Here is an 18,549-nt window from a genome sequence, read left to right on the forward strand (position 1 = left end):
CATAATTTTATGAAGGAGTTGATCATAGCTTTTGGTCTTTTTCTTTTTATCGAAGGAATATTGTACGCCTTATTTCCATCAAAAATGAAAAGTATGTTAAAAAAAATGGAGTTAATAAAAGATACACAGTTAAGAAGTGGTGGTTTAGTTTTTGCAGTTATAGGTTTTATAATTATTTGGTACATTAAAAGCTAATATGAACAGAATTAAAAAATTATTTATTATAATATTTGCAATAAGTTTTGCATCACATGTATTGGCAAAAGATGCGCCTGCATCATTTGCAGATTTAGCAGAAAAATTAATGCCATCTGTTGTAAATATTTCAACGACAACAACGGTTGTAACTAATGCTAATCCATTTCCTGGTTTTGAATTTCCTCCAGGATCACCTTTTGCAGATATGTTTAAAGAATTTGGAACACCTCAAACAAGGAAGTCTGCTGCATTAGGTTCAGGATTTATAATCGATGAAAAAGGAGTCGTAATTACGAATAACCATGTTATCCAAGATGCTGAAGATATCGTAGTAAGAGTGGGCGGTGATAAAGAATATAAAGCTACAATAATTGGGCAAGACCCATTATCTGATATTGCAGTTCTTCAAATAGATTCTAAAGAAAAGTTTATACCAGTTAGCTTTGGAGATTCTGATAAAGCAAGAATTGGTGATTGGGTTATTGCAATTGGTAACCCTTTTGGCTTGGGAGGAACAGTAACAGCAGGAATTATTTCTGCTAGAAATAGATCAATTGGTCTATCTCGTTATGAAGATTATATTCAGACAGATGCCTCAATCAATTCAGGGAATTCAGGTGGACCTTTATTTGATATGAATGGTGATGTAATTGGAATTAATACAGCAATTTTAGGAAAAGGTGGGTCGATAGGTATAGGTTTTTCAATACCATCTAATAGTGCAAAAAAAGTTGTTAGTCAGTTAATAGAATTTGGTGAAACCAAAAGAGGCTGGTTAGGAGTTAGAATTCAAGTAGTAACGAAAGAAATTGCCGATGTTGAAAAATTAGATGAACCTAGAGGAGCATTAGTTGCTAGTGTTGCAGAAAAAAGCCCGTCTGACAAAGCAGGGATTAAAGCTGGAGATATCATTTTAGAATTTAATGGAACAAAGATTAAAGAAATGAAAGAACTACCAATAATTGTTGCACAAACAGAAGTAGGTAAAACAATTGAAGTTAAAGTTTGGAGAAATAAAAAAGAGATTACTAAAAAGATTAAACTAGGTAGACTTGAAACTTCAAGTGACTTTAAAAAAAAAGAACCAAAAGATACGAAAAGAGAAACTCCAGAAATTTCAGAAATCAAATCATTAAAAATTATTGTAAGACCATTAAATGATAATGATATTAAAGAAAGAAAGTTGCCCAATCAAACAACAGGTTTAGTTATAACAAATATTGGAAAAAATAGCCCTGTAGACTACTTAAATGTTGGAGATATTATTGTTGAAGCACAAAAGAAAAAAATAAAATCAGCTAAAAATCTTGAAGATATATTGGACACTGTTTTAAAATCTAATCAAAAAACAATTTTGATTGTAATTTATAACAATCAAAATCAAAGAAGATATATTGGTGTTAAACTAGATTAATAATGGACAAACAGTCCAAAATTATCCTAATTTCAGGTCCAACCGCTTCAGGTAAAACAAATTTTGCTGTCAAGATTGCAAAAAAAATTCAAGGAGAAATCATCAATGCTGATAGCATGCAGGTTTATAAGAAGTTAAAAATCTTAACTGCAAGACCAAATAAAATAGAACAAAAAGATATTAAACATCATCTTTATGGAGTTATTGATTTAAATAAAAAATTTTCAACCGGGCAATGGTTAGAGCTTGCAACTAAAAAAATAAAGAATATTCAAAAAAAAAAAAAAATTCCAATTTTAGTTGGTGGAACTGGTCTTTATTTTCAGTCATTGATTAATGGTCTAGTTAAAATTCCAGAGATACCTCTTAAGTTTAGAAATAAAGTTAGACTAATGTCTAAAAGAGAAGGACAAAAAAAATTCTATAAAAAACTTTTAAAGCTAGATCCTAAAGTTAAAGATAAATTTGATCCAAATGATACACAAAGATCTATAAGAGCATATGAGATTAAATCTTATACAGATAATTCCATGTATAATTGGTTAGCTAGTACTGAATCTGAATTTAAAAACAGTGATTTTTTAAAACTTTTTATTGAAACAAAAAGAGAAAAGCTTATCGAAAGAATTAATCTAAGGACTCTCAACATGATAAATAGTGGAGCTATAAATGAAGTTAAAAAGTTTCTTAAACTTAAAATTAGAAAAGATCAGAGTGTAAATAAGGTAATTGGGATTGCCGAATTGACACAGTATCTAAATCATGAAGTCACTTTAGAAGAAGCAAAAGAATTAATATCAATTAAAACAAGACAATACGCTAAAAGACAAGCTACTTGGGCCAGAACTAGGATGACATCATGGAAAAAAATTAAACCAACAAGGATTGGTGATTTTATAAAAAAATTAAATAAATCACTTCTTAAACTTGACCAATGAGCACAACTTCAGCTAGATTGCCCAAATGGGTAATTTATACACAGGTGCTGAAATCGTATTTAAATGCTTGGAAGATCAAAAAGTAGATCATATTTTTGGTTATCCAGGTGGAGCGGTACTTCCTATTTATGATGAGTTAAAAAATCATCCATCAATAAAACATATTTTAGTTAGACATGAACAGGGCGCTGGTCATGCGGCTGAGGGTTATGCAAGATCATCTGGAAAACCAGGTGTTGTATTAGTAACCTCTGGTCCAGGTGCAACAAATGTTGTAACAGCATTAACAGATGCTTACATGGATTCAGTTCCTTTAGTTTGTATTTCAGGACAAGTACCTACACACTTAATTGGAACTGATGCTTTTCAGGAATGTGATACCACAGGAATTACTAGGCCTTGCACAAAACACAATTGGTTAGTAAAAGATATAAATGATCTTCCAAGAATAATGCATGAGGCATTTGAAGTTGCAACAACTGGAAGACCAGGACCAGTATTAGTTGATATTCCAAAAGATATTCAGTTTGCAAAAGCAAAATATCTCAAACCTAAAAAAGAAAAAAAATTAAATGGAAAAGTTCTTAGTAAATTTAATCAAAAAGAAATTGACCAATTAGTAGACTTAATGAAAAAATCCTCTAAACCAGTTTTTTATACTGGAGGTGGAGTAATTAATTCAGGCCCAGGGGCAAGCGAACTTTTAAGAGAATTAGTAGCATTAACTGGATTTCCTATTACATCAACTTTGCAAGGACTAGGCGCTTATCCAGGAGATGATAATCAATTTTTAGGAATGCTTGGTATGCATGGAACTTATGAAGCTAACAATGCAATGCATGATTGTGATTTATTAATTAATATAGGTGCAAGATTTGATGATCGTATTACAGGAAAGATAGATGAGTTTTCTCCAAAATCTAAAAAAGTACATATTGATATTGACCCATCATCGATTAATAAAATTGTAAAAGTTGATCTAGCTATCGTTGGTGATGTTAGTGATGTAATAAAATCAACTACAAAAACTTTAAAAAAGAAAAACTTAAATCTAGAAAAATCAAATAAACAAAAAATATCAAAATGGTGGCAACAAATTCAAAAATGGAGAACCAAACAGTCTTTAAACTTTATAAATAGTGATAAAATTATTAAACCTCAACATGCTGTTCAAAGACTTTATGAATTAACAAAAAACCAGGACACATATATTACTACTGAAGTGGGACAACATCAGATGTGGGCTGCACAGCATTATAAATTTAATAAGCCCAATAGGTGGATGACATCAGGTGGACTTGGAACTATGGGTTATGGATTACCTGCTGCAATAGGAGTGCAAGTGGCACACCCTAAAAAACTAGTAGTAGATATTGCTGGTGAAGCATCAATTCTAATGACCATGCAGGAAATTTCAACTGCAGTTCAGTATAACCTTCCTGTAAAAATATTTATTTTGAACAATCAATACATGGGAATGGTTAGGCAGTGGCAAGAATTACTTCATGAAAAAAATTACTCAGAAAGTTACTCAGAGGCACTACCAGATTTTGTAAAATTAGCTGAAGCTTATGGTTGTGTTGGTATTAGAGCAAAAGATCCAAGTGAATTAGATGAAAAAATTGAAGAAATGATAAATATAGACAGACCAGTTATTTTTGATTGCCACGTTGATCAAGCTGAGAACTGCTATCCAATGATACCTTCTGGAAAACCACATAATCAAATGTTGTTAGGACCTAAGGACCAGGAAGAGAATAAGATTACAGGTAAAGGAAAATCTTTAGTTTAAATGGCAAAATCTAAATCAGCATACAGTACACCTAGTAAGTTAGGTAAAATTGATACCCATATAATTGTTGTTTGGGTTGATAACGAAGCAAGTGTTTTATCAAGAGTAGTAGGTCTATTTTCTGGAAGAGGTTACAACATAGAGTCTTTAGCCGTAGCAGAAGTAGATCAAAAAAATAATCTTTCTAGAATTACAATTGTAACTACTGGAACCCCTCAAGTAATTGAGCAAATTGTATTACAATTGAAAAAGTTAGTTCCAGTTCATAAAGTTGGAAATTTTAAAAGAGAAGATAAAAAAGTTATATTTAAGGAGATGGCGTTATTAAAAGTTGTTGCGAATAGTGGTAAAATTAATAAAGCTTTAAATGCTTGTAAAAAATACAATCCAGTTATATTAGATCAAACAAATAAATCTGCTGTAATTCAAATAACAGCATTAAGAAGAGAGATAGATAAATTGATAAAAAATTTAAAACCATTTGGTCTTGTTAGTGCCTCAAGAACTGGAGCGGTTGCAATGACAAGAGGTGCAGAAATTTTTAATTAAAAATAAAGGAGAAGAAAAATGAAAATGTTTTATGAAAAAGATGCAGATGTAGATTTAATAAAAAGTAAAAAAATAGCAATTTTTGGGTATGGAAGCCAAGGACATGCACACGCATTAAATTTAAAAGATAGTGGAGCTAAAGAAGTTGTAGTAGCACTTAGAGATGGATCTGCAAGTAAAGCAAAAGCAGAATCAAAAGGTTTAAAAGTAATGGGTTTATCTGATGCTGCAGAGTGGGCAGAAGTTGCAATGATACTTACACCAGATGAATTACAAGCAGCAATTTATAAAAATCATATTGATCAAAGAATTAAACCAGGAACAAGCATAGCATTTGCTCATGGATTAAATATTCATTACAAATTAATTGAAGCAAGAAAAGATTTAGATGTATTCATGGTTGCACCAAAGGGACCTGGACATTTAGTTAGAAGTGAATTCGAAAGAGGTGGTGGAGTACCTTGTTTATTTGCTGTTCATCAAGATGGAACAGGTAAAGCAAGAGATCTTGCATTATCATATGCTTCAGCAATAGGTGGTGGAAAATCTGGTATTATTGAAACAACATTTAAAGATGAATGTGAAACTGATTTATTTGGTGAGCAGTCAGTTCTATGTGGTGGATTAGTTGAACTTATTAAAAATGGTTTTGAAACTCTAACAGAAGCCGGCTATGAACCAGAAATGGCATACTTTGAATGTCTACATGAAGTAAAATTAATAGTAGATTTAATTTATGAAGGTGGAATTGCCAATATGAACTACTCTATTTCTAATACAGCAGAATATGGAGAGTATGTATCTGGTAAAAAAGTTGTTGATAGTGAAAGCAAGAAAAGAATGAAAGAAGTTCTTGCTGATATTCAATCAGGCAAGTTTACAAAAGACTGGATGAAAGAATGCGAAGGTGGTCAAAAGAACTTTTTGAAAATGAGAAAAGATCTTGCAGATCATCCAATTGAAAAGGTTGGTGCAGAACTTAGAGCAATGATGCCTTGGATTGGTAAGAAAAAATTAATAGATAGTGATAAAAGTTAATTTTTAATAAAAACCTAAATCGATCATAAATTATAGCTAAAATATAACAAATATTTTGCAATCTCTATTATAGATTGTATTATAGTTTTTCTAAGATTATTGGCTATGAGCGACAAAGATAAAGTTATTATATTTGATACTACGATGCGAGATGGTGAGCAATCACCTGGTGCATCGATGAGTCTTGAAGAAAAAATTCAAATAGCAAGAATTTTTGATGAATTAGGTATAGATGTAATTGAAGCTGGTTTTCCAATAGCTTCCCCAGGTGATTTTGAAGCCGTAACAGCAATTAGTAAAATTTTAAAAAATTCAATTCCATGCGGATTATCTAGAGCTAGCAAAAAGGATATAGATGCATGCCATGAAGCATTAAAATCTGCTCCAAGATTTAGAATCCATACTTTCATTTCAACAAGCCCACTTCATATGAAATTTAAGTTGAATAAATCTCCTGAACAAGTTGTGGATGCAATAAAAGAAAGTGTAACTTATGCAAGAAATCTTACAGATGATGTTGAATGGTCATGTGAAGATGGAACACGAACTGACATGGATTTTATGTGTAAAATAGTTGAAACAGCAATTAGCAGTGGTGCTACAACAATAAATATTCCAGATACTGTTGGTTACACTATCCCTTCAGAATTTACTAAAATTATAACAACATTAAAAAATAAAGTTCCTAATATTGAAAAAGCTATCTTATCTGTTCATTGTCATAATGACTTAGGGCTTGCTGTAGCAAATTCTTTAGCTGGCGTTTCAGCTGGTGCGAGACAAGTTGAATGTACAATTAATGGAATAGGTGAAAGAGCAGGAAATGCTGCACTTGAAGAAATTGTTATGGCAATAAGAACAAGAAACGATTTAATGCCTTATATAACTGGAATTAAAACTGAATTATTAAGTAAAGCTTCAAAAATTGTTTCTAATGCAACGTTTCCAGTTCAATTTAATAAGGCAATTGTTGGAAAAAATGCTTTTGCTCATGAAGCGGGCATTCATCAAGATGGAATGCTTAAAAATAGAGAAACTTATGAAATTATGACACCAGAGAGTGTTGGGGTTAAAAAAACTTCATTAGTAATGGGAAAACATTCTGGACGACATGCATTTAAAGAAAAATTAAATGACCTTGGTTACGCAGAAGTAACTGATGATGTAATTCAAACAGCATTTGGTAAATTTAAAATTTTAGCAGACAAAAAAAAACATGTTTATGACGATGACATTGCAGCTTTAGTTGATGACAGTATGATTTTAGATAAATATGTAATTAACTTAAAGTCATTAAAAGTTTTTGCAGGAACAGGTGAACCTCAAAAAGCAGAGATGACACTTGATGTTTATGGTGAAGTTAAATCAACTTCAGAAACAGGTGATGGCCCAGTAGATGCTATTTTTAAATGTATAAAAGTTTTATATCCACACGATGTGAAATTACAACTATATCAAGTTCACGCTGTTACAGAAGGAACTGATGCTCAAGCTACGGTAAGTGTTAGAATTGAAGAAGAAGGCAAAACTACTGTTGGACAAGCTGCGGATACTGACACATTAGTAGCGTCAGCTAATGCTTATTTAAGTGCTTTAAATAAAATGATAATTAAAAGAAAAAAAACTGCTCCAATAGAGCATGAAACTCAGAAAATGAAGGGAATATAAAATGGCTAATTGGATTAAAAATTTAAGCAGTATTTGGAGTCAAGATATGGCGATTGATCTTGGAACCGCTAACACACTTGTTGTTTTAAAAGGACAAGGAGTGGTTTTAAACGAACCATCTGTAGTTGCTATAGCTGATAATATGGGTAAAAAAACTGTGTTAGCAGTTGGAGATGAAGCAAAAACTATGCTTGGAAGAACACCTGGAAACATTAGTGCAATTAGGCCTTTGAGAGATGGAGTTATTGCAGACTTTATAGTTACTGAAGAAATGATTAAACATTTTATAAAAAAAGTTCATGCAGGCAAAACTTTTGCAAATCCTAGAATCTTAATTTGTGTTCCAACAGGATCAACACCAGTTGAAAGAAAAGCTATTCAAGACAGTGCATTAGCAGCTGGTGCTAGAAGAGTGCAATTAATTGAAGAACCTATCGCAGCAGCAATTGGTGCAGGTCTTCCGATCTCAGAAGCAACAGGATCAATGGTTGTTGATATTGGTGGAGGCACAACAGAGATAGCTGTTATGTCACTTGGAGGTCTTGTTTATTCTAAATCATTAAGAGTTGCTGGAGATGCAATGGATTCAGCTTTAGTTAATTATATGAGAAAAGAATATAACTTAATGATTGGAGATAGTACTGCTGAAAAAATAAAAAAAGAAATTGGTACAGCTATACCATCAAACAGCAATACTTATGCTGTTAAAGGGAGAGATTTAAGATCAGGAACACCTAAAGAAGTAAATATTACTGAAGAAGATTCAGCGGAGGCATTAAATGATATTTTAAAAGAAATGGTGAATGGGATAAAAGATGCTCTTGAAAACACTCCTCCAGAATTATCAGCTGACTTAGTAGATATGGGTCTAACGTTAACAGGTGGTGGAGCTTTATTAAAAAATATTGATAAAAGATTTTCTAAAGAAACTGGATTACCAGTTTTTATAGCAGATGATCCATTAGCATGCGTTGCAATTGGGACTGGAAAAGCTCTAGATCAAGAAGAAACATTCTCTACTATGCTATCTGAATATTAGAAACAATGGAAACAAGCAGAGATGATTTTGTAATTGCATTAAGGTCTGCTTTCTTAAAAAAAGGAACACAGCAAAGATTTTCACTATTAAGTTTAATATTTTTTTCTATAACTTTTTTAGTTTTAGGCAGTTTTAACTTCAAAGCTATAAGTTATGTAGAAAAAACTATTAATGAAATAGTTTATAGATCTTCTTTTATAGTGTCTGGCCCAGAAAAATTTTTAGAAAATAACTACTTTATTATAAAAAGTCATTTAAATTTATATGAAGAAAACAAAAAAAATCTTTCTGAGCTTAAGCGTTTGAGAGGAAAAGATTTATCACAGGAAATTATTATACTTGAGAATATTAAATATAAAAAATTAATTGACGACTACTTCATTGGAGATCATGAGACAGTCGCAAAAGTATTAATAGATAAACAAAGCCCCTTTCTTAGATCTATAATAATTAATAAAGGTAGTAAAAATGACATTGAATTAGGAATGGTCGTCCTAGACGAGGGTTATTTAGTTGGAAAAATAGTAGAAGTTAATTTTTTCACATCAAGAGTTCTGTTAATTTCTGATATTAATTCTAAAATTCCAGTTTCATTACAGCCAGGAGATATTCAGGGAATTATGTCTGGTAAAGATAAACTAGAGGGTGTTTTACAATATGTTAAAGACAAAAATTTACCTGAAATAAATGAGGAAATGCAGGTTATTACTTCGGGTGCGGGTGGAGTATTTAAAAGTGGTATACCAATTGGAGTAATAGAAGATGATAAAAGCCTTGGAATCACTAAGGATAATAAAATAGTTAATTTTCATAAAAATTTTTCTCAGCTAAAATACGTAAAAGTGGCGTCTTATAAGAAAGAACAAAAAGTTTTAGATATATCATCTAAAAACGAGTCAGAAACATTAGAGAATGAAATTGAAGATACAAATCAACAGCAAGAAACTATAAGAATATTAATAGAACAAAAAAAAATAGCTGATGAAATAAGAGTTAAAATTCAAAAAGAAAACGATTTTTTAAGAAATGAGCGTATTAGGTTAGAAAAAGAAAGTGATTTTTTAAAAAATAAAGTTTTAACTGAAAAAAAAATTAATCAAAAAAATAAAACTCAAGATGAAGAAATGAAATTTCTTAAAATGAATCTTTATTATGGACATAAATGTAGAAAAAATTTTATTAACGATGGGTATAAAGTTGGCACAGTTGAGTATAGAAAATGTGTGTTAAGCAAAGGGCTTAAACAGTAAATGGCTAAAATCCAAAAACATAATATTACTCAGAATATACTAAAATATATTCCAATAGCTTTACTTTTTATTTCTGTATTAAATGAGTTTGATTTTAATAATTTAGGATTAATATATTTTTCCTTTAACTTTTCATACATCTTGATTTTTTACTATGGTCTAAAAAAAAGTGAAAGTTTGGGTTATATTTATATTTTTATAGCAGGTCTGTTTAACGATGTAGTTGGAGGAACTCCGATTGGAATAAGTAGTTTGATGTATTTGATTCTTTGTGGTGCTGCTGCTTATCTTAGAAATATCACTTTAAGACCAAGTTTAATAAAAGACTCAATTTTTTTTCTTATAACAATTTTAATTATAAATTCATTGTTATTCATTTACTTAAATTTTATTTTCAATTATGAATTAAATTATTTTGATCAGATAATTAATATTGCATTTACATATTTATTGTATTTTTTATTTGCAAATTTATTTGATTTTTTTGAAAAAAATATTTTAGGCAATAGACATGCTGGGTGAAAACTTTGGTGTAAAAAAAGTTCAAACTATCAATAGAAGAATGTTTATTATTGGTGCAGCTAAGCTCGTTGTATTTACTGGAATAATAGTTCGACTATTTTCATTACAAATTACAGAAAATAAAAAATATTTAACACTATCTGATAAAAACAGATTACGTGAATGGAAATTACCCCCAATTAGAGGTGAGTTTTTAGATTATTTTGAAAATGTTATTGCGGGCAATTTAAAGGTATACCAACTACATGTAATCCCCGAGGAAGTAGAAGACTTTAAGTATTTAATGGTAAGACTAAAAGGTATTTTATCAATAAGTAATAATGAATTTAAAAAAATAATAAAACAAAAAAATAATCAAAAATCCTGGGAAACTCTAATTATTTCTAAAAATTTAACATGGGAGCAGTTCACAAAAGTTAATTATTACCTACATGATTTAGAGGGGGCAAAACCAGTTCTGTCTGTTTCACGCAATTACCCTTTTAATGAAAATTATACACATGTTTTAGGTTATGTAAGTGAAGCCAGCGAGAAAGATATTTTAAATAATGAAATTATAAAAAATACATTTGTACCAGGACTGAAGGTGGGAAAGACTGGTTTAGAAAAAACTTTTGAAAATGAATTAATAGGCACTAACGGGGTTGAAAGATATGAAGTTAATGCTTTTGGAAAAAGAATTAGCCAAGTTGATCATACTAACGGACTAAATGGAAAAACAATCCAACTTACAATTGATACGGAAATTCAAAAACTGTGTAATGAACTTTTAAAAGACATGGCAGGATCTATAAGTGTGATGGATATTTATACAGGTGAAATAGTTGCCATGCAGTCGTCACCATCGTTTGACCCTAATTTATTTCTTTTTGGAATTAACCATGATGACTGGCAATTAATTAGAAATAATCCATTAAAACCATTAGTCAATAAAACTTTATCAGGTTTATATTCACCAGGCTCAACATTTAAACCAATGGTAGCTTTATCTGCATTAGAAAATAGAATTATTGATGAAAATTTTAAAGTTAATTGTAAAGGAAAAATTGAGATGTATGGACAAACCTATCATTGCTGGAAAAAAAAAGGACATGGCATTGTAGATTTAAAAAGTGCAATGAAACAGTCTTGTGATACGTATTTCTATGAGATTGCAAGAAAACTTGGTGTGGATCGATTAAAAGATACATCTCTAAAGTTTGGTCTTGGAAAAAAAGTCTTAGATGAAACATTTAGTAATGAAAAAAAAGGACTAATTCCTGATACTAAATGGAAAAAAAATAATTTAGGAAAAGGTTGGGTTATAGGTGAAACATTAATTACAGGTATTGGACAAGGCTATACTCAAACAACACCACTGCAATTATGTCTTATGACAGCTCAACTCGCAAACGGAGGATTTAAGATTTATCCAAAAATAATAGTAGAAGAAAATGACAAAACCCCTGAAGATATTAAAATTTTAATGAATAAAAATTCTGAAAATCAAGACAAAAAAAATAATGAACTAAAAGAAACAAGTGAGCTTTTAAGTTTTATTAATCAAGAAAAACATGAACGTTTATTTAAAAACTTTAAGAATATAAAATTAGTAAGAGAAGCAATGTTTGCCTCAACCAATGAAGTTAGAGGAACATCTTATGCATCTAGAATTGAAGATCCTAAATATCAATTTGCTGGAAAAACTGGAACATCACAAGTTAAAAGAATTACTAAGGCTGATCGTGAGCTTGATTTGAAAACACTTGATATTCCCTATAATGAAAGAGACCATGCACTATACATAGCTTTTGGACCCTATAAAAAACCAAGATATGCATTAAGTATAGTAATTGAGCATGGTGGATCTGGTAGTTCTACAGCAGCTCCTATTGCAAAGAAACTTTTTAAATTAATTATAGATAGACACGAGTTTAGGGAGCACACTAGGGCTAAAAGAACTATTAAGATATAGATGCAATATAATTCATTTAATACGCAGCCTACATTTTTTCAAAAGATAAAAAATTTTGATTATGTTTTGATAATTTGTATTTTATTACTTGGGTTAATTAGTGCTTTGTCTATGTATTCAACAGATGGAGGGGAAATTCTATTTCATAGCAAAAGTCATATTTCAAAATTTTTAATATTTTTTATAATGATGATTTTTATGTCATTTTTTAATATTAAATTTTGGTATTACTTTGCATATTTATTTTATATCGTAGTTTTATTTCTTCTAGTCTGGGCTTCCTTGTATGGCATTAAAGCTTCAGGCTCACAAAGATGGATCAATTTATATTTTATTAATTTGCAACCATCTGAATTAATGAAAATTGCAATAATAATATGTCTTGCTAAATATTTTCACCGTATACAACTGAATAAAGTTAATAGTTTTCAAGTTATATTTATTGTTCTAGTAATTTTAATTTTACCAATTATGCTCGTTATTACTCAACCTGATTTGGGAACTTCAATTTTAATTGCCTTAAGTGGACTGGTTGTTATTTGGCTTGCAGGAATTAATATTAAATATTTTGTATATTCATTTATAGTTTTATTAATTTCAATGCCTTTTGCTATTGCTTTTTTACAACCTTATCAAAAGCTAAGGGTTTTAACATTCCTTAATCCAGATAGGGATCCTTTAGGTGCGGGTTACCAAATTATTCAATCTAAAATAGCAGTTGGATCAGGAGGATTAACTGGTAAAGGTTTCTTAAAAGGCACTCAAAGTTATTTAGAATTTTTACCAGAAAAACATACAGACTTCATCTTTACTTTATTTGCTGAGGAGCATGGTTTTTTAGGGTCCATAGGTTTGTTATTAATTTATATAATTATTATTTACAGAATATTAAGAATTGGTACGATCTCGAGAAGTTATTTTGCTAAACTTTTTTGCTATGGTTATGGATCTGCAATATTTTTTTATGTTACAGTAAACATGTCTATGGTTTTGGGTTTATTACCTATCGTTGGATCACCATTACCAATTATGTCATATGGAGGATCTTCCATGCTTGCAACAATGATTGGATTTGCAATTGTTATGAGTGCTAAAATTAATCACAAACAGTTGATAGCCTAAGTATTTTAATGCTTTATTTGTCGAATTTGTCGCGATAAAATTTAGATTTAAGAATTGTATAAAGTGTCATGGAAAAAAATTTAAAAATTGGAATTGTGGGTGCTGGTATACAAGGTATTTCCAATGCTTTATTTTTACAAAAAAAAGGTTTTAGTGTAACAATTTTTGATAGAGATGAGCCTGGAAGTCCTGCTGCATCCTATGGTAATGCAGGTCACTTTTCTCCATATGCATCTGTCCCAATAAACAGACCAGATGTTTTAACTGATGTCCCTGCAATGCTTTTAAGCTCTACAGGTCCCCTTGCTCTTAAATGGAACTATGTTCCAAAAATGCTTCCTTGGTTTTTACAATTTATTAGAAACTGTACTATTAAAAGAATGATGCATACTGCTAAAAATATGCATCAAATTTTAGATTTAGCATTACCTGCTTATGATGAATTGTTTGATGAAATAGAACTTGGAGGTTTGGTTGAAAAAAAAGGTATTTTATATATTTGGAATGATCAAAACTTAAAAAGTAGAGAGTTTGAAATCAATGTTAGAGATAAATTAGGTGTTGATCAACAAATAGTAAATCCAAAAGAAATTCATGACTTAGAACCAAATATAAAACCTATCTATCATGGAGGTGTTTATTACCAAAATGGTAGACATGCTAGAAATCCTAAAAAAATTCTTTTAAAACTTTATGATCTATTTTTGAAGAAGGGTGGCAAATTTTTAAAAATGAATATCAAAGACATAAATTTTAACGATGAAAAGCCAGTTATAAAAGCTGAAACACAAAGCTTTCTATTTGATAAAATTGTTATTGCTTGTGGTTCTTTTTCAAAAAAACTAACAGATAATTTAGATGAAAAAATACCTCTTGATACTGAAAGAGGATATCATGTTCATTTTAAAGATTGTGATCATCTTTTAAGTAGACCAGTAATTTTCCAAAACAGAGGATTTGGCATTACACCTATGGAACAAGGACTTAGAGTAGTAGGGACTGTTGAGTTTGGTGGGTTGGATAATCCATTATCAAAATCAAGAGTTAAAAATTTGATTAATAATGCAAAATATATGATGGGTGATTTACCTGGACATGAAGATGAATGGCTTGGTTTTAGACCAACATTACCAGATTACTTACCAGTAATAGGACCTTCAAAAAAACACAAAAATGTTTTTTATTGTTTTGGTCATCATCATTTAGGATGGACATTAGGACCTATTTCAGGAAAAATAGTCTCTGGAATGATTGCTGAAGAAAACACAAACTTAGATTTAAAGCCATATAGCTCTCTTAGGTTTGTCTAAGTGATAAATAAAAACAATGTTGCTTATGTTTTTTTATTTTTTGCAGCTTTATTTTGGTCTGGAAATTTCTTAGTTGGAAAATTTGCAAGCCAATATGAAGTACCCCCATTTTCATTAAATTTTTATAGATGGTTTTTTGCCTGGTTGATCTTGGCACCATTTACGATTCAAGAGATATTAAAAAAAAGAAATTATATTTTAGAAAATTATAAGTATTATATGATACTTGGAATAACGAGTGTCACCATATTTAATTCAATTGTCTATTATTCTCTAAATTTTACTCAAGTGATCAGTGGAGTGTTAATGATATCAACAATACCTGTAATGATTATATTTATTTCTTCAATTTTAAAAATTGAAAAAACTAATACTTTCCAAATATTGGGAGTTGCATGTTCTTTTATTGGAGTAATTTTAATTATAACTAAAGCTAACCTTGGAATATTATTAAATTTAGATTTTAATAAAGGCGACATAACAATGGTTTTTGGAATGTTATCATGGGCTACTTATTCAGCATTATTAAAGAAAAAAAAACATGAACTATCACAATTAACATTATTAGAAGTTGTAATTTCTTTTGGTTTTATTTTTTTGATACCAATTTATTTTATAGAGTATCAAATAGGCTATAGAATTGTTCTTAATCAAAATTTTTATATGATTTTGTTTTATGTAGTTTTGTTTCCAGGCCTTATTTCTTTTATTTTTTGGATAAAAGGAGTCGCTTTAATTGGTGCAAACAGAGCAGGTGTCTTCTTACATATGATGCCTATTTTAAGTGCAATTATGGCCATGATTATTTTTAATGAAAAATTTATGTTTTATCATATGTTGGGTGCAATATTTATTTTAACTGGAATTCTTTTATCAAATAGAAAGATTAAAAATGCTTAAAGTTGCTATCTTAGACGATTACCAAAACGTATCTCATGAATTTGTTGATCTAAAAAAATTATCTGGAAAATACGAATTTAAGATATTTAGTGAACCTTTTGAAGATGAAGCAGATGCTATAGAGCAGTTAGCTGACTTTGAAGCATTATTAATAATGAGAGAGCGAACTCCTATTACTAAAAATTTAATTGATAATTTGAATAGTCTTAAATATATCATCACAAGTGGTTCAAGAAACAAAGCTATAGACTTAACTGCTGCTAAAAAGAGAAGAATTGTAGTTTGTGGAACTGAGATTGATTTTGCTGGTACTACTGAATTAACTTGGGGTTTGATTTTAGGTTTAGCTAGAAATTTTAAAGAAGAAATAGATAATATGTATCAAGGTTATTGGCAATCAACTATTGGTTTTGAACTTAAAGGAAAGATATTAGGTTTAGTAGGATTAGGTAGAGTTGGTTCGCAAGTTGCTAAAATTGGTAAAGCTTTTGGCATGGAAGTTATGGCTTGGAGTGAAAATTTGAATTTAGATACCTGCAAAGAACTTGATGTACTTCCATGTAGTAAAGAAGACTTATTTCAAAATTCTGATTTTATATCCATTCATGTTCAAGGTGGAGAAAGATATAAAGAGCTAATAAAACTAAAAGAGCTAGATACAATGAAAAAAACTGCTTTTTTAATTAATACTTCTAGAGGATCAATTGTTAATGAAGATGATTTAATTATAGCACTATCAACTAATGTAATTGCTGGAGCAGGTCTTGATGTTTATGAAAAAGAACCTTTACCAGAAGGAAACAAACTAAGATTTTTACCAAATGCACTTTTGATGCCCCATGTCGGATATGTAACAGCAGAAAATTATAGTGTGTTTTATACACAAATGATTGAAGGTTTAGAGGCTTGTGTAAATGGTAAGCCAATTCGTATTATTGAAAAATAATGGAGCTACCAGTAGTCAATCATAAAGATTATGTTGCAAAAATTGGTGATGATCACAAATTTCCAATTAATAAATTTGGTGAACTTGCTAAATATTTAATAAATAAAAAAATTGTAAAAAAATTTCACAAACCTTATCCATGCTCATTTGAAACTTTAAATAGAGCTCATTCAAAAAATTATATTAATAATATAAAAAATAAAACATTAGATGAAAATGGAGTAAAAAAAATTGGCTTCCCTTTAGTTGACAGTGTGGTCCAAAGATCTTTAGTTGCAACAGGTGGAACTGTTTTAGCATCAAAACTTGCATTAAATTATGGAATTGCGTGTAACACAGCAGGTGGAAGTCATCATGCAAATTATGATGAGGGAGCTGGTTATTGTGTGTTTAATGATGTAGCAGTTGCTGCACATTATTTATTAGATAGAGGGTTAGCCAACAGAATGTTAATCGTAGATCTTGATGTTCATCAAGGAAATGGAAACTCAGAGATTTTTAAAGATAATAAGCATGTTTTTACTTTTAGTATGCATTCAAAAACTAATTATCCTGCTAAAAAATCTATTAGTGATCTAGACATCGAGCTTCAAGATAACCTTGAGGATGATGCTTATATTAAAACACTTAAATTATATCTCAATAAATTAAATAATGAAAATTTTGACTTTGTTTTTTATATAGCTGGTGTTGATATTCATTTTAATGATCGATTAGGTAAATTAAAAATTTCTGATGAAGGAATAAAAAAAAGAGATGAATTAGTAATAGAAAATTTTTCCTCTAAAAGAATACCAATCTGTGGTGTTTTAGGTGGAGGATATAATAAAGATTTTAATAAATTAGTTGAATTACATTCTTTATTACATCAATCATGTGCTAAATTAATTTAAATATGACTAAAAAAATTAACAAAGATCTTACTGCTGAACAAAAATTAGTTTTATTTGAAGATGGAACTGAAGCCCCGGGTACTAGTGAATTAAATCATGAAAAAAGAGAAGGTAGTTATCACTGTACTAATTGTGATGAAAAGTTATTTGACTCGAATGCTAAATATGAAAGTGGTTCAGGCTGGCCTTCATTCTATCAATCACTACCAGATGCTTTTGAAACTAAAACAGACACTCTATTAGGTTATGAGAGAGTAGAATATCATTGCAAAAAATGTGGTGGCCATCATGGTCATATCTTTGAAGATGGACCAAAGCCAACTGGTAAAAGATACTGTAATAACGGTGTTTGTTTAACTTTTAAGCCAAAATTATAATATTATTTATTAAACTATTTAAGAAGTTCTTGTAGTTTATTTTCTTTTTCTAAAGCTCTAGTTTCATCGTAGCCACCAATGTGTTGATCATCAAAAAATATTTGAGGAATTGTTCTTTTACCATTAGCTTTTTTAATCATTTCATCCATTGCACCGTCAACTGTTGAAATGTTAATTTCTTTATATTTAACGTTGTTTCTAGTTAATAATTTTTTTGCTGCATCACAAAAGGCACAAAGTGGTCCTGTATAAATTGTTACTGATTTCATGACTTATAAATAATCATTCTTTTTAATTTTACTAGTAATTTCTTTTCTTGAATACTCAAATTTTTTTTTGTGCTTAATACTTTTTTGATTAACTCTTTTTCTCCACAATCTAAAAGAAACAGGCTTTATAGATCGTCTCATAATCTTAATTACTTCACCTTCTGTTTTTCCAGTCTTTTTCTCAATTTCCTCAAAAGTGATACGATCTGCCCAAGCAGCCCAAATGATCCAGTCAGGATCTGATATGTGGGGTTCTGGGTTTTTAACTCTAGTTATAGGGGTGTGACCTTTTTTTTTCATAAATCCTCTATTTTCATTATATTTGAAAAAATTGATTAATGCATTTTATTTAGGGTCGTGGTATCTTCAA

19 protein-coding genes are annotated in these 18,549 nt (G+C 30.0%); 17 read left to right on the forward strand and 2 right to left on the reverse strand.

Features of this window, described 5'->3' with window-relative positions:
• The first annotated feature begins 9 nt into the window (after nucleotides 1-9).
• From E5R92_RS06400 to msrB, 17 genes are all read left to right on the forward strand, one after another.
• On the forward strand, nucleotides 10-195 hold the full coding sequence (locus E5R92_RS06400; protein ID WP_168607256.1) for a DUF2065 domain-containing protein: 186 nt from the start codon (nucleotides 10-12) through the stop codon (nucleotides 193-195).
• 1 nt (nucleotide 196) lies between these two features.
• The gene (locus tag E5R92_RS06405) at nucleotides 197-1,612 is read left to right on the forward strand and encodes a Do family serine endopeptidase (RefSeq protein ID WP_168607257.1); all 1,416 of its coding nucleotides are present in this window, start codon (nucleotides 197-199) and stop codon (nucleotides 1,610-1,612) included.
• Nucleotides 1,613-1,614: 2 nt separating this feature from the next.
• The gene (gene miaA, locus E5R92_RS06410; RefSeq protein ID WP_168607258.1) at nucleotides 1,615-2,550 is read left to right on the forward strand and encodes a tRNA (adenosine(37)-N6)-dimethylallyltransferase MiaA; all 936 of its coding nucleotides are present in this window, start codon (nucleotides 1,615-1,617) and stop codon (nucleotides 2,548-2,550) included.
• Between the two features lie 25 nt (nucleotides 2,551-2,575).
• Nucleotides 2,576-4,342 (forward strand): acetolactate synthase 3 large subunit, encoded by a 1,767-nt coding sequence (locus tag E5R92_RS06415; protein ID WP_168607259.1) that lies wholly within the window; start codon nucleotides 2,576-2,578, stop codon nucleotides 4,340-4,342.
• Entirely contained in the window at nucleotides 4,343-4,891 is a 549-nt protein-coding gene (gene ilvN / locus E5R92_RS06420; protein ID WP_168607260.1) for an acetolactate synthase small subunit, read from the forward strand.
• An 18-nt stretch (nucleotides 4,892-4,909) separates the two neighbouring features.
• Nucleotides 4,910-5,929 carry a ketol-acid reductoisomerase gene (gene ilvC / locus E5R92_RS06425; RefSeq protein WP_168607261.1) on the forward strand — a complete coding sequence of 340 codons (1,020 nt, stop codon included), beginning with the start codon at nucleotides 4,910-4,912 and terminating at the stop codon, nucleotides 5,927-5,929.
• A 105-nt stretch (nucleotides 5,930-6,034) separates the two neighbouring features.
• Entirely contained in the window at nucleotides 6,035-7,597 is a 1,563-nt protein-coding gene (locus E5R92_RS06430; RefSeq protein ID WP_168607262.1) for a 2-isopropylmalate synthase, read from the forward strand.
• Between the two features lies 1 nt (nucleotide 7,598).
• Nucleotides 7,599-8,636, forward strand: a complete 1,038-nt coding sequence (locus tag E5R92_RS06435; protein WP_168607263.1) for a rod shape-determining protein — start codon at nucleotides 7,599-7,601, stop codon at nucleotides 8,634-8,636.
• 5 nt (nucleotides 8,637-8,641) lie between these two features.
• Entirely contained in the window at nucleotides 8,642-9,886 is a 1,245-nt protein-coding gene (gene mreC, locus E5R92_RS06440; RefSeq protein WP_168607264.1) for a rod shape-determining protein MreC, read from the forward strand.
• Entirely contained in the window at nucleotides 9,887-10,408 is a 522-nt protein-coding gene (mreD, locus tag E5R92_RS06445; RefSeq protein WP_168607265.1) for a rod shape-determining protein MreD, read from the forward strand.
• Nucleotides 10,398-12,362, forward strand: coding sequence for a penicillin-binding protein 2 (mrdA, locus tag E5R92_RS06450; protein ID WP_168607266.1), 1,965 nt, complete (start codon nucleotides 10,398-10,400; stop codon nucleotides 12,360-12,362). Before mreD ends, mrdA begins: the two co-directional genes overlap by 11 nt.
• Entirely contained in the window at nucleotides 12,363-13,484 is a 1,122-nt protein-coding gene (rodA, locus tag E5R92_RS06455; protein ID WP_168607267.1) for a rod shape-determining protein RodA, read from the forward strand.
• Between the two features lie 68 nt (nucleotides 13,485-13,552).
• Nucleotides 13,553-14,794 (forward strand): NAD(P)/FAD-dependent oxidoreductase, encoded by a 1,242-nt coding sequence (locus tag E5R92_RS06460; protein ID WP_168607268.1) that lies wholly within the window; start codon nucleotides 13,553-13,555, stop codon nucleotides 14,792-14,794.
• Nucleotides 14,795-15,694 carry a DMT family transporter gene (locus E5R92_RS06465; protein ID WP_168607269.1) on the forward strand — a complete coding sequence of 300 codons (900 nt, stop codon included), beginning with the start codon at nucleotides 14,795-14,797 and terminating at the stop codon, nucleotides 15,692-15,694. It abuts the gene before it with no gap.
• Nucleotides 15,687-16,640, forward strand: coding sequence for a D-2-hydroxyacid dehydrogenase family protein (locus tag E5R92_RS06470; protein WP_168607270.1), 954 nt, complete (start codon nucleotides 15,687-15,689; stop codon nucleotides 16,638-16,640). The genes E5R92_RS06465 and E5R92_RS06470 overlap by 8 nt, the downstream gene beginning before the upstream one ends.
• The gene (locus tag E5R92_RS06475; RefSeq protein ID WP_168607271.1) at nucleotides 16,640-17,533 is read left to right on the forward strand and encodes a histone deacetylase family protein; all 894 of its coding nucleotides are present in this window, start codon (nucleotides 16,640-16,642) and stop codon (nucleotides 17,531-17,533) included. Before E5R92_RS06470 ends, E5R92_RS06475 begins: the two co-directional genes overlap by 1 nt.
• Nucleotides 17,534-17,535: 2 nt before the next feature.
• On the forward strand, nucleotides 17,536-17,910 hold the full coding sequence (msrB, locus tag E5R92_RS06480; RefSeq protein ID WP_168607272.1) for a peptide-methionine (R)-S-oxide reductase MsrB: 375 nt from the start codon (nucleotides 17,536-17,538) through the stop codon (nucleotides 17,908-17,910).
• Between the two features lie 14 nt (nucleotides 17,911-17,924).
• Here the strand turns inward: msrB and grxC are convergent, their stop codons facing one another.
• Nucleotides 17,925-18,179, reverse strand: coding sequence for a glutaredoxin 3 (gene grxC, locus E5R92_RS06485; protein WP_168607273.1), 255 nt, complete (start codon nucleotides 18,177-18,179; stop codon nucleotides 17,925-17,927).
• 3 nt (nucleotides 18,180-18,182) lie between these two features.
• Nucleotides 18,183-18,479 carry a TIGR03643 family protein gene (locus tag E5R92_RS06490; protein WP_168607274.1) on the reverse strand — a complete coding sequence of 99 codons (297 nt, stop codon included), beginning with the start codon at nucleotides 18,477-18,479 and terminating at the stop codon, nucleotides 18,183-18,185.
• Between the last annotated feature and the right edge of the window lie 70 nt (nucleotides 18,480-18,549).

The sequence above is a fragment of the Candidatus Pelagibacter giovannonii genome, from assembly GCF_012276695.1.
Lineage (GTDB): Bacteria > Pseudomonadota > Alphaproteobacteria > Pelagibacterales > Pelagibacteraceae > Pelagibacter > Pelagibacter giovannonii.

Excerpts from the sequence above, each read along its gene's own strand:
- E5R92_RS06400 (WP_168607256.1), top strand. The coding sequence starts at position 10 with ATGAAGGAGTTGATCATAGCTTTTGGTCTTTTTCTTTTTATCGAAGGA.
- E5R92_RS06405 (WP_168607257.1), top strand. The coding sequence starts at position 197 with ATGAACAGAATTAAAAAATTATTTATTATAATATTTGCAATAAGTTTT.
- miaA (WP_168607258.1), top strand. The coding sequence starts at position 1,615 with ATGGACAAACAGTCCAAAATTATCCTAATTTCAGGTCCAACCGCTTCA.
- E5R92_RS06415 (WP_168607259.1), top strand. The coding sequence starts at position 2,576 with ATGGGTAATTTATACACAGGTGCTGAAATCGTATTTAAATGCTTGGAA.
- ilvN (WP_168607260.1), top strand. The coding sequence starts at position 4,343 with ATGGCAAAATCTAAATCAGCATACAGTACACCTAGTAAGTTAGGTAAA.
- ilvC (WP_168607261.1), top strand. The coding sequence starts at position 4,910 with ATGAAAATGTTTTATGAAAAAGATGCAGATGTAGATTTAATAAAAAGT.
- E5R92_RS06430 (WP_168607262.1), top strand. The coding sequence starts at position 6,035 with ATGAGCGACAAAGATAAAGTTATTATATTTGATACTACGATGCGAGAT.
- E5R92_RS06435 (WP_168607263.1), top strand. The coding sequence starts at position 7,599 with ATGGCTAATTGGATTAAAAATTTAAGCAGTATTTGGAGTCAAGATATG.
- mreC (WP_168607264.1), top strand. The coding sequence starts at position 8,642 with ATGGAAACAAGCAGAGATGATTTTGTAATTGCATTAAGGTCTGCTTTC.
- mreD (WP_168607265.1), top strand. The coding sequence starts at position 9,887 with ATGGCTAAAATCCAAAAACATAATATTACTCAGAATATACTAAAATAT.
- mrdA (WP_168607266.1), top strand. The coding sequence starts at position 10,398 with ATGCTGGGTGAAAACTTTGGTGTAAAAAAAGTTCAAACTATCAATAGA.
- rodA (WP_168607267.1), top strand. The coding sequence starts at position 12,363 with ATGCAATATAATTCATTTAATACGCAGCCTACATTTTTTCAAAAGATA.
- E5R92_RS06460 (WP_168607268.1), top strand. The coding sequence starts at position 13,553 with ATGGAAAAAAATTTAAAAATTGGAATTGTGGGTGCTGGTATACAAGGT.
- E5R92_RS06470 (WP_168607270.1), top strand. The coding sequence starts at position 15,687 with ATGCTTAAAGTTGCTATCTTAGACGATTACCAAAACGTATCTCATGAA.
- E5R92_RS06475 (WP_168607271.1), top strand. The coding sequence starts at position 16,640 with ATGGAGCTACCAGTAGTCAATCATAAAGATTATGTTGCAAAAATTGGT.
- msrB (WP_168607272.1), top strand. The coding sequence starts at position 17,536 with ATGACTAAAAAAATTAACAAAGATCTTACTGCTGAACAAAAATTAGTT.
- grxC (WP_168607273.1), bottom strand. The coding sequence starts at position 18,179 with ATGAAATCAGTAACAATTTATACAGGACCACTTTGTGCCTTTTGTGAT.
- E5R92_RS06490 (WP_168607274.1), bottom strand. The coding sequence starts at position 18,479 with ATGAAAAAAAAAGGTCACACCCCTATAACTAGAGTTAAAAACCCAGAA.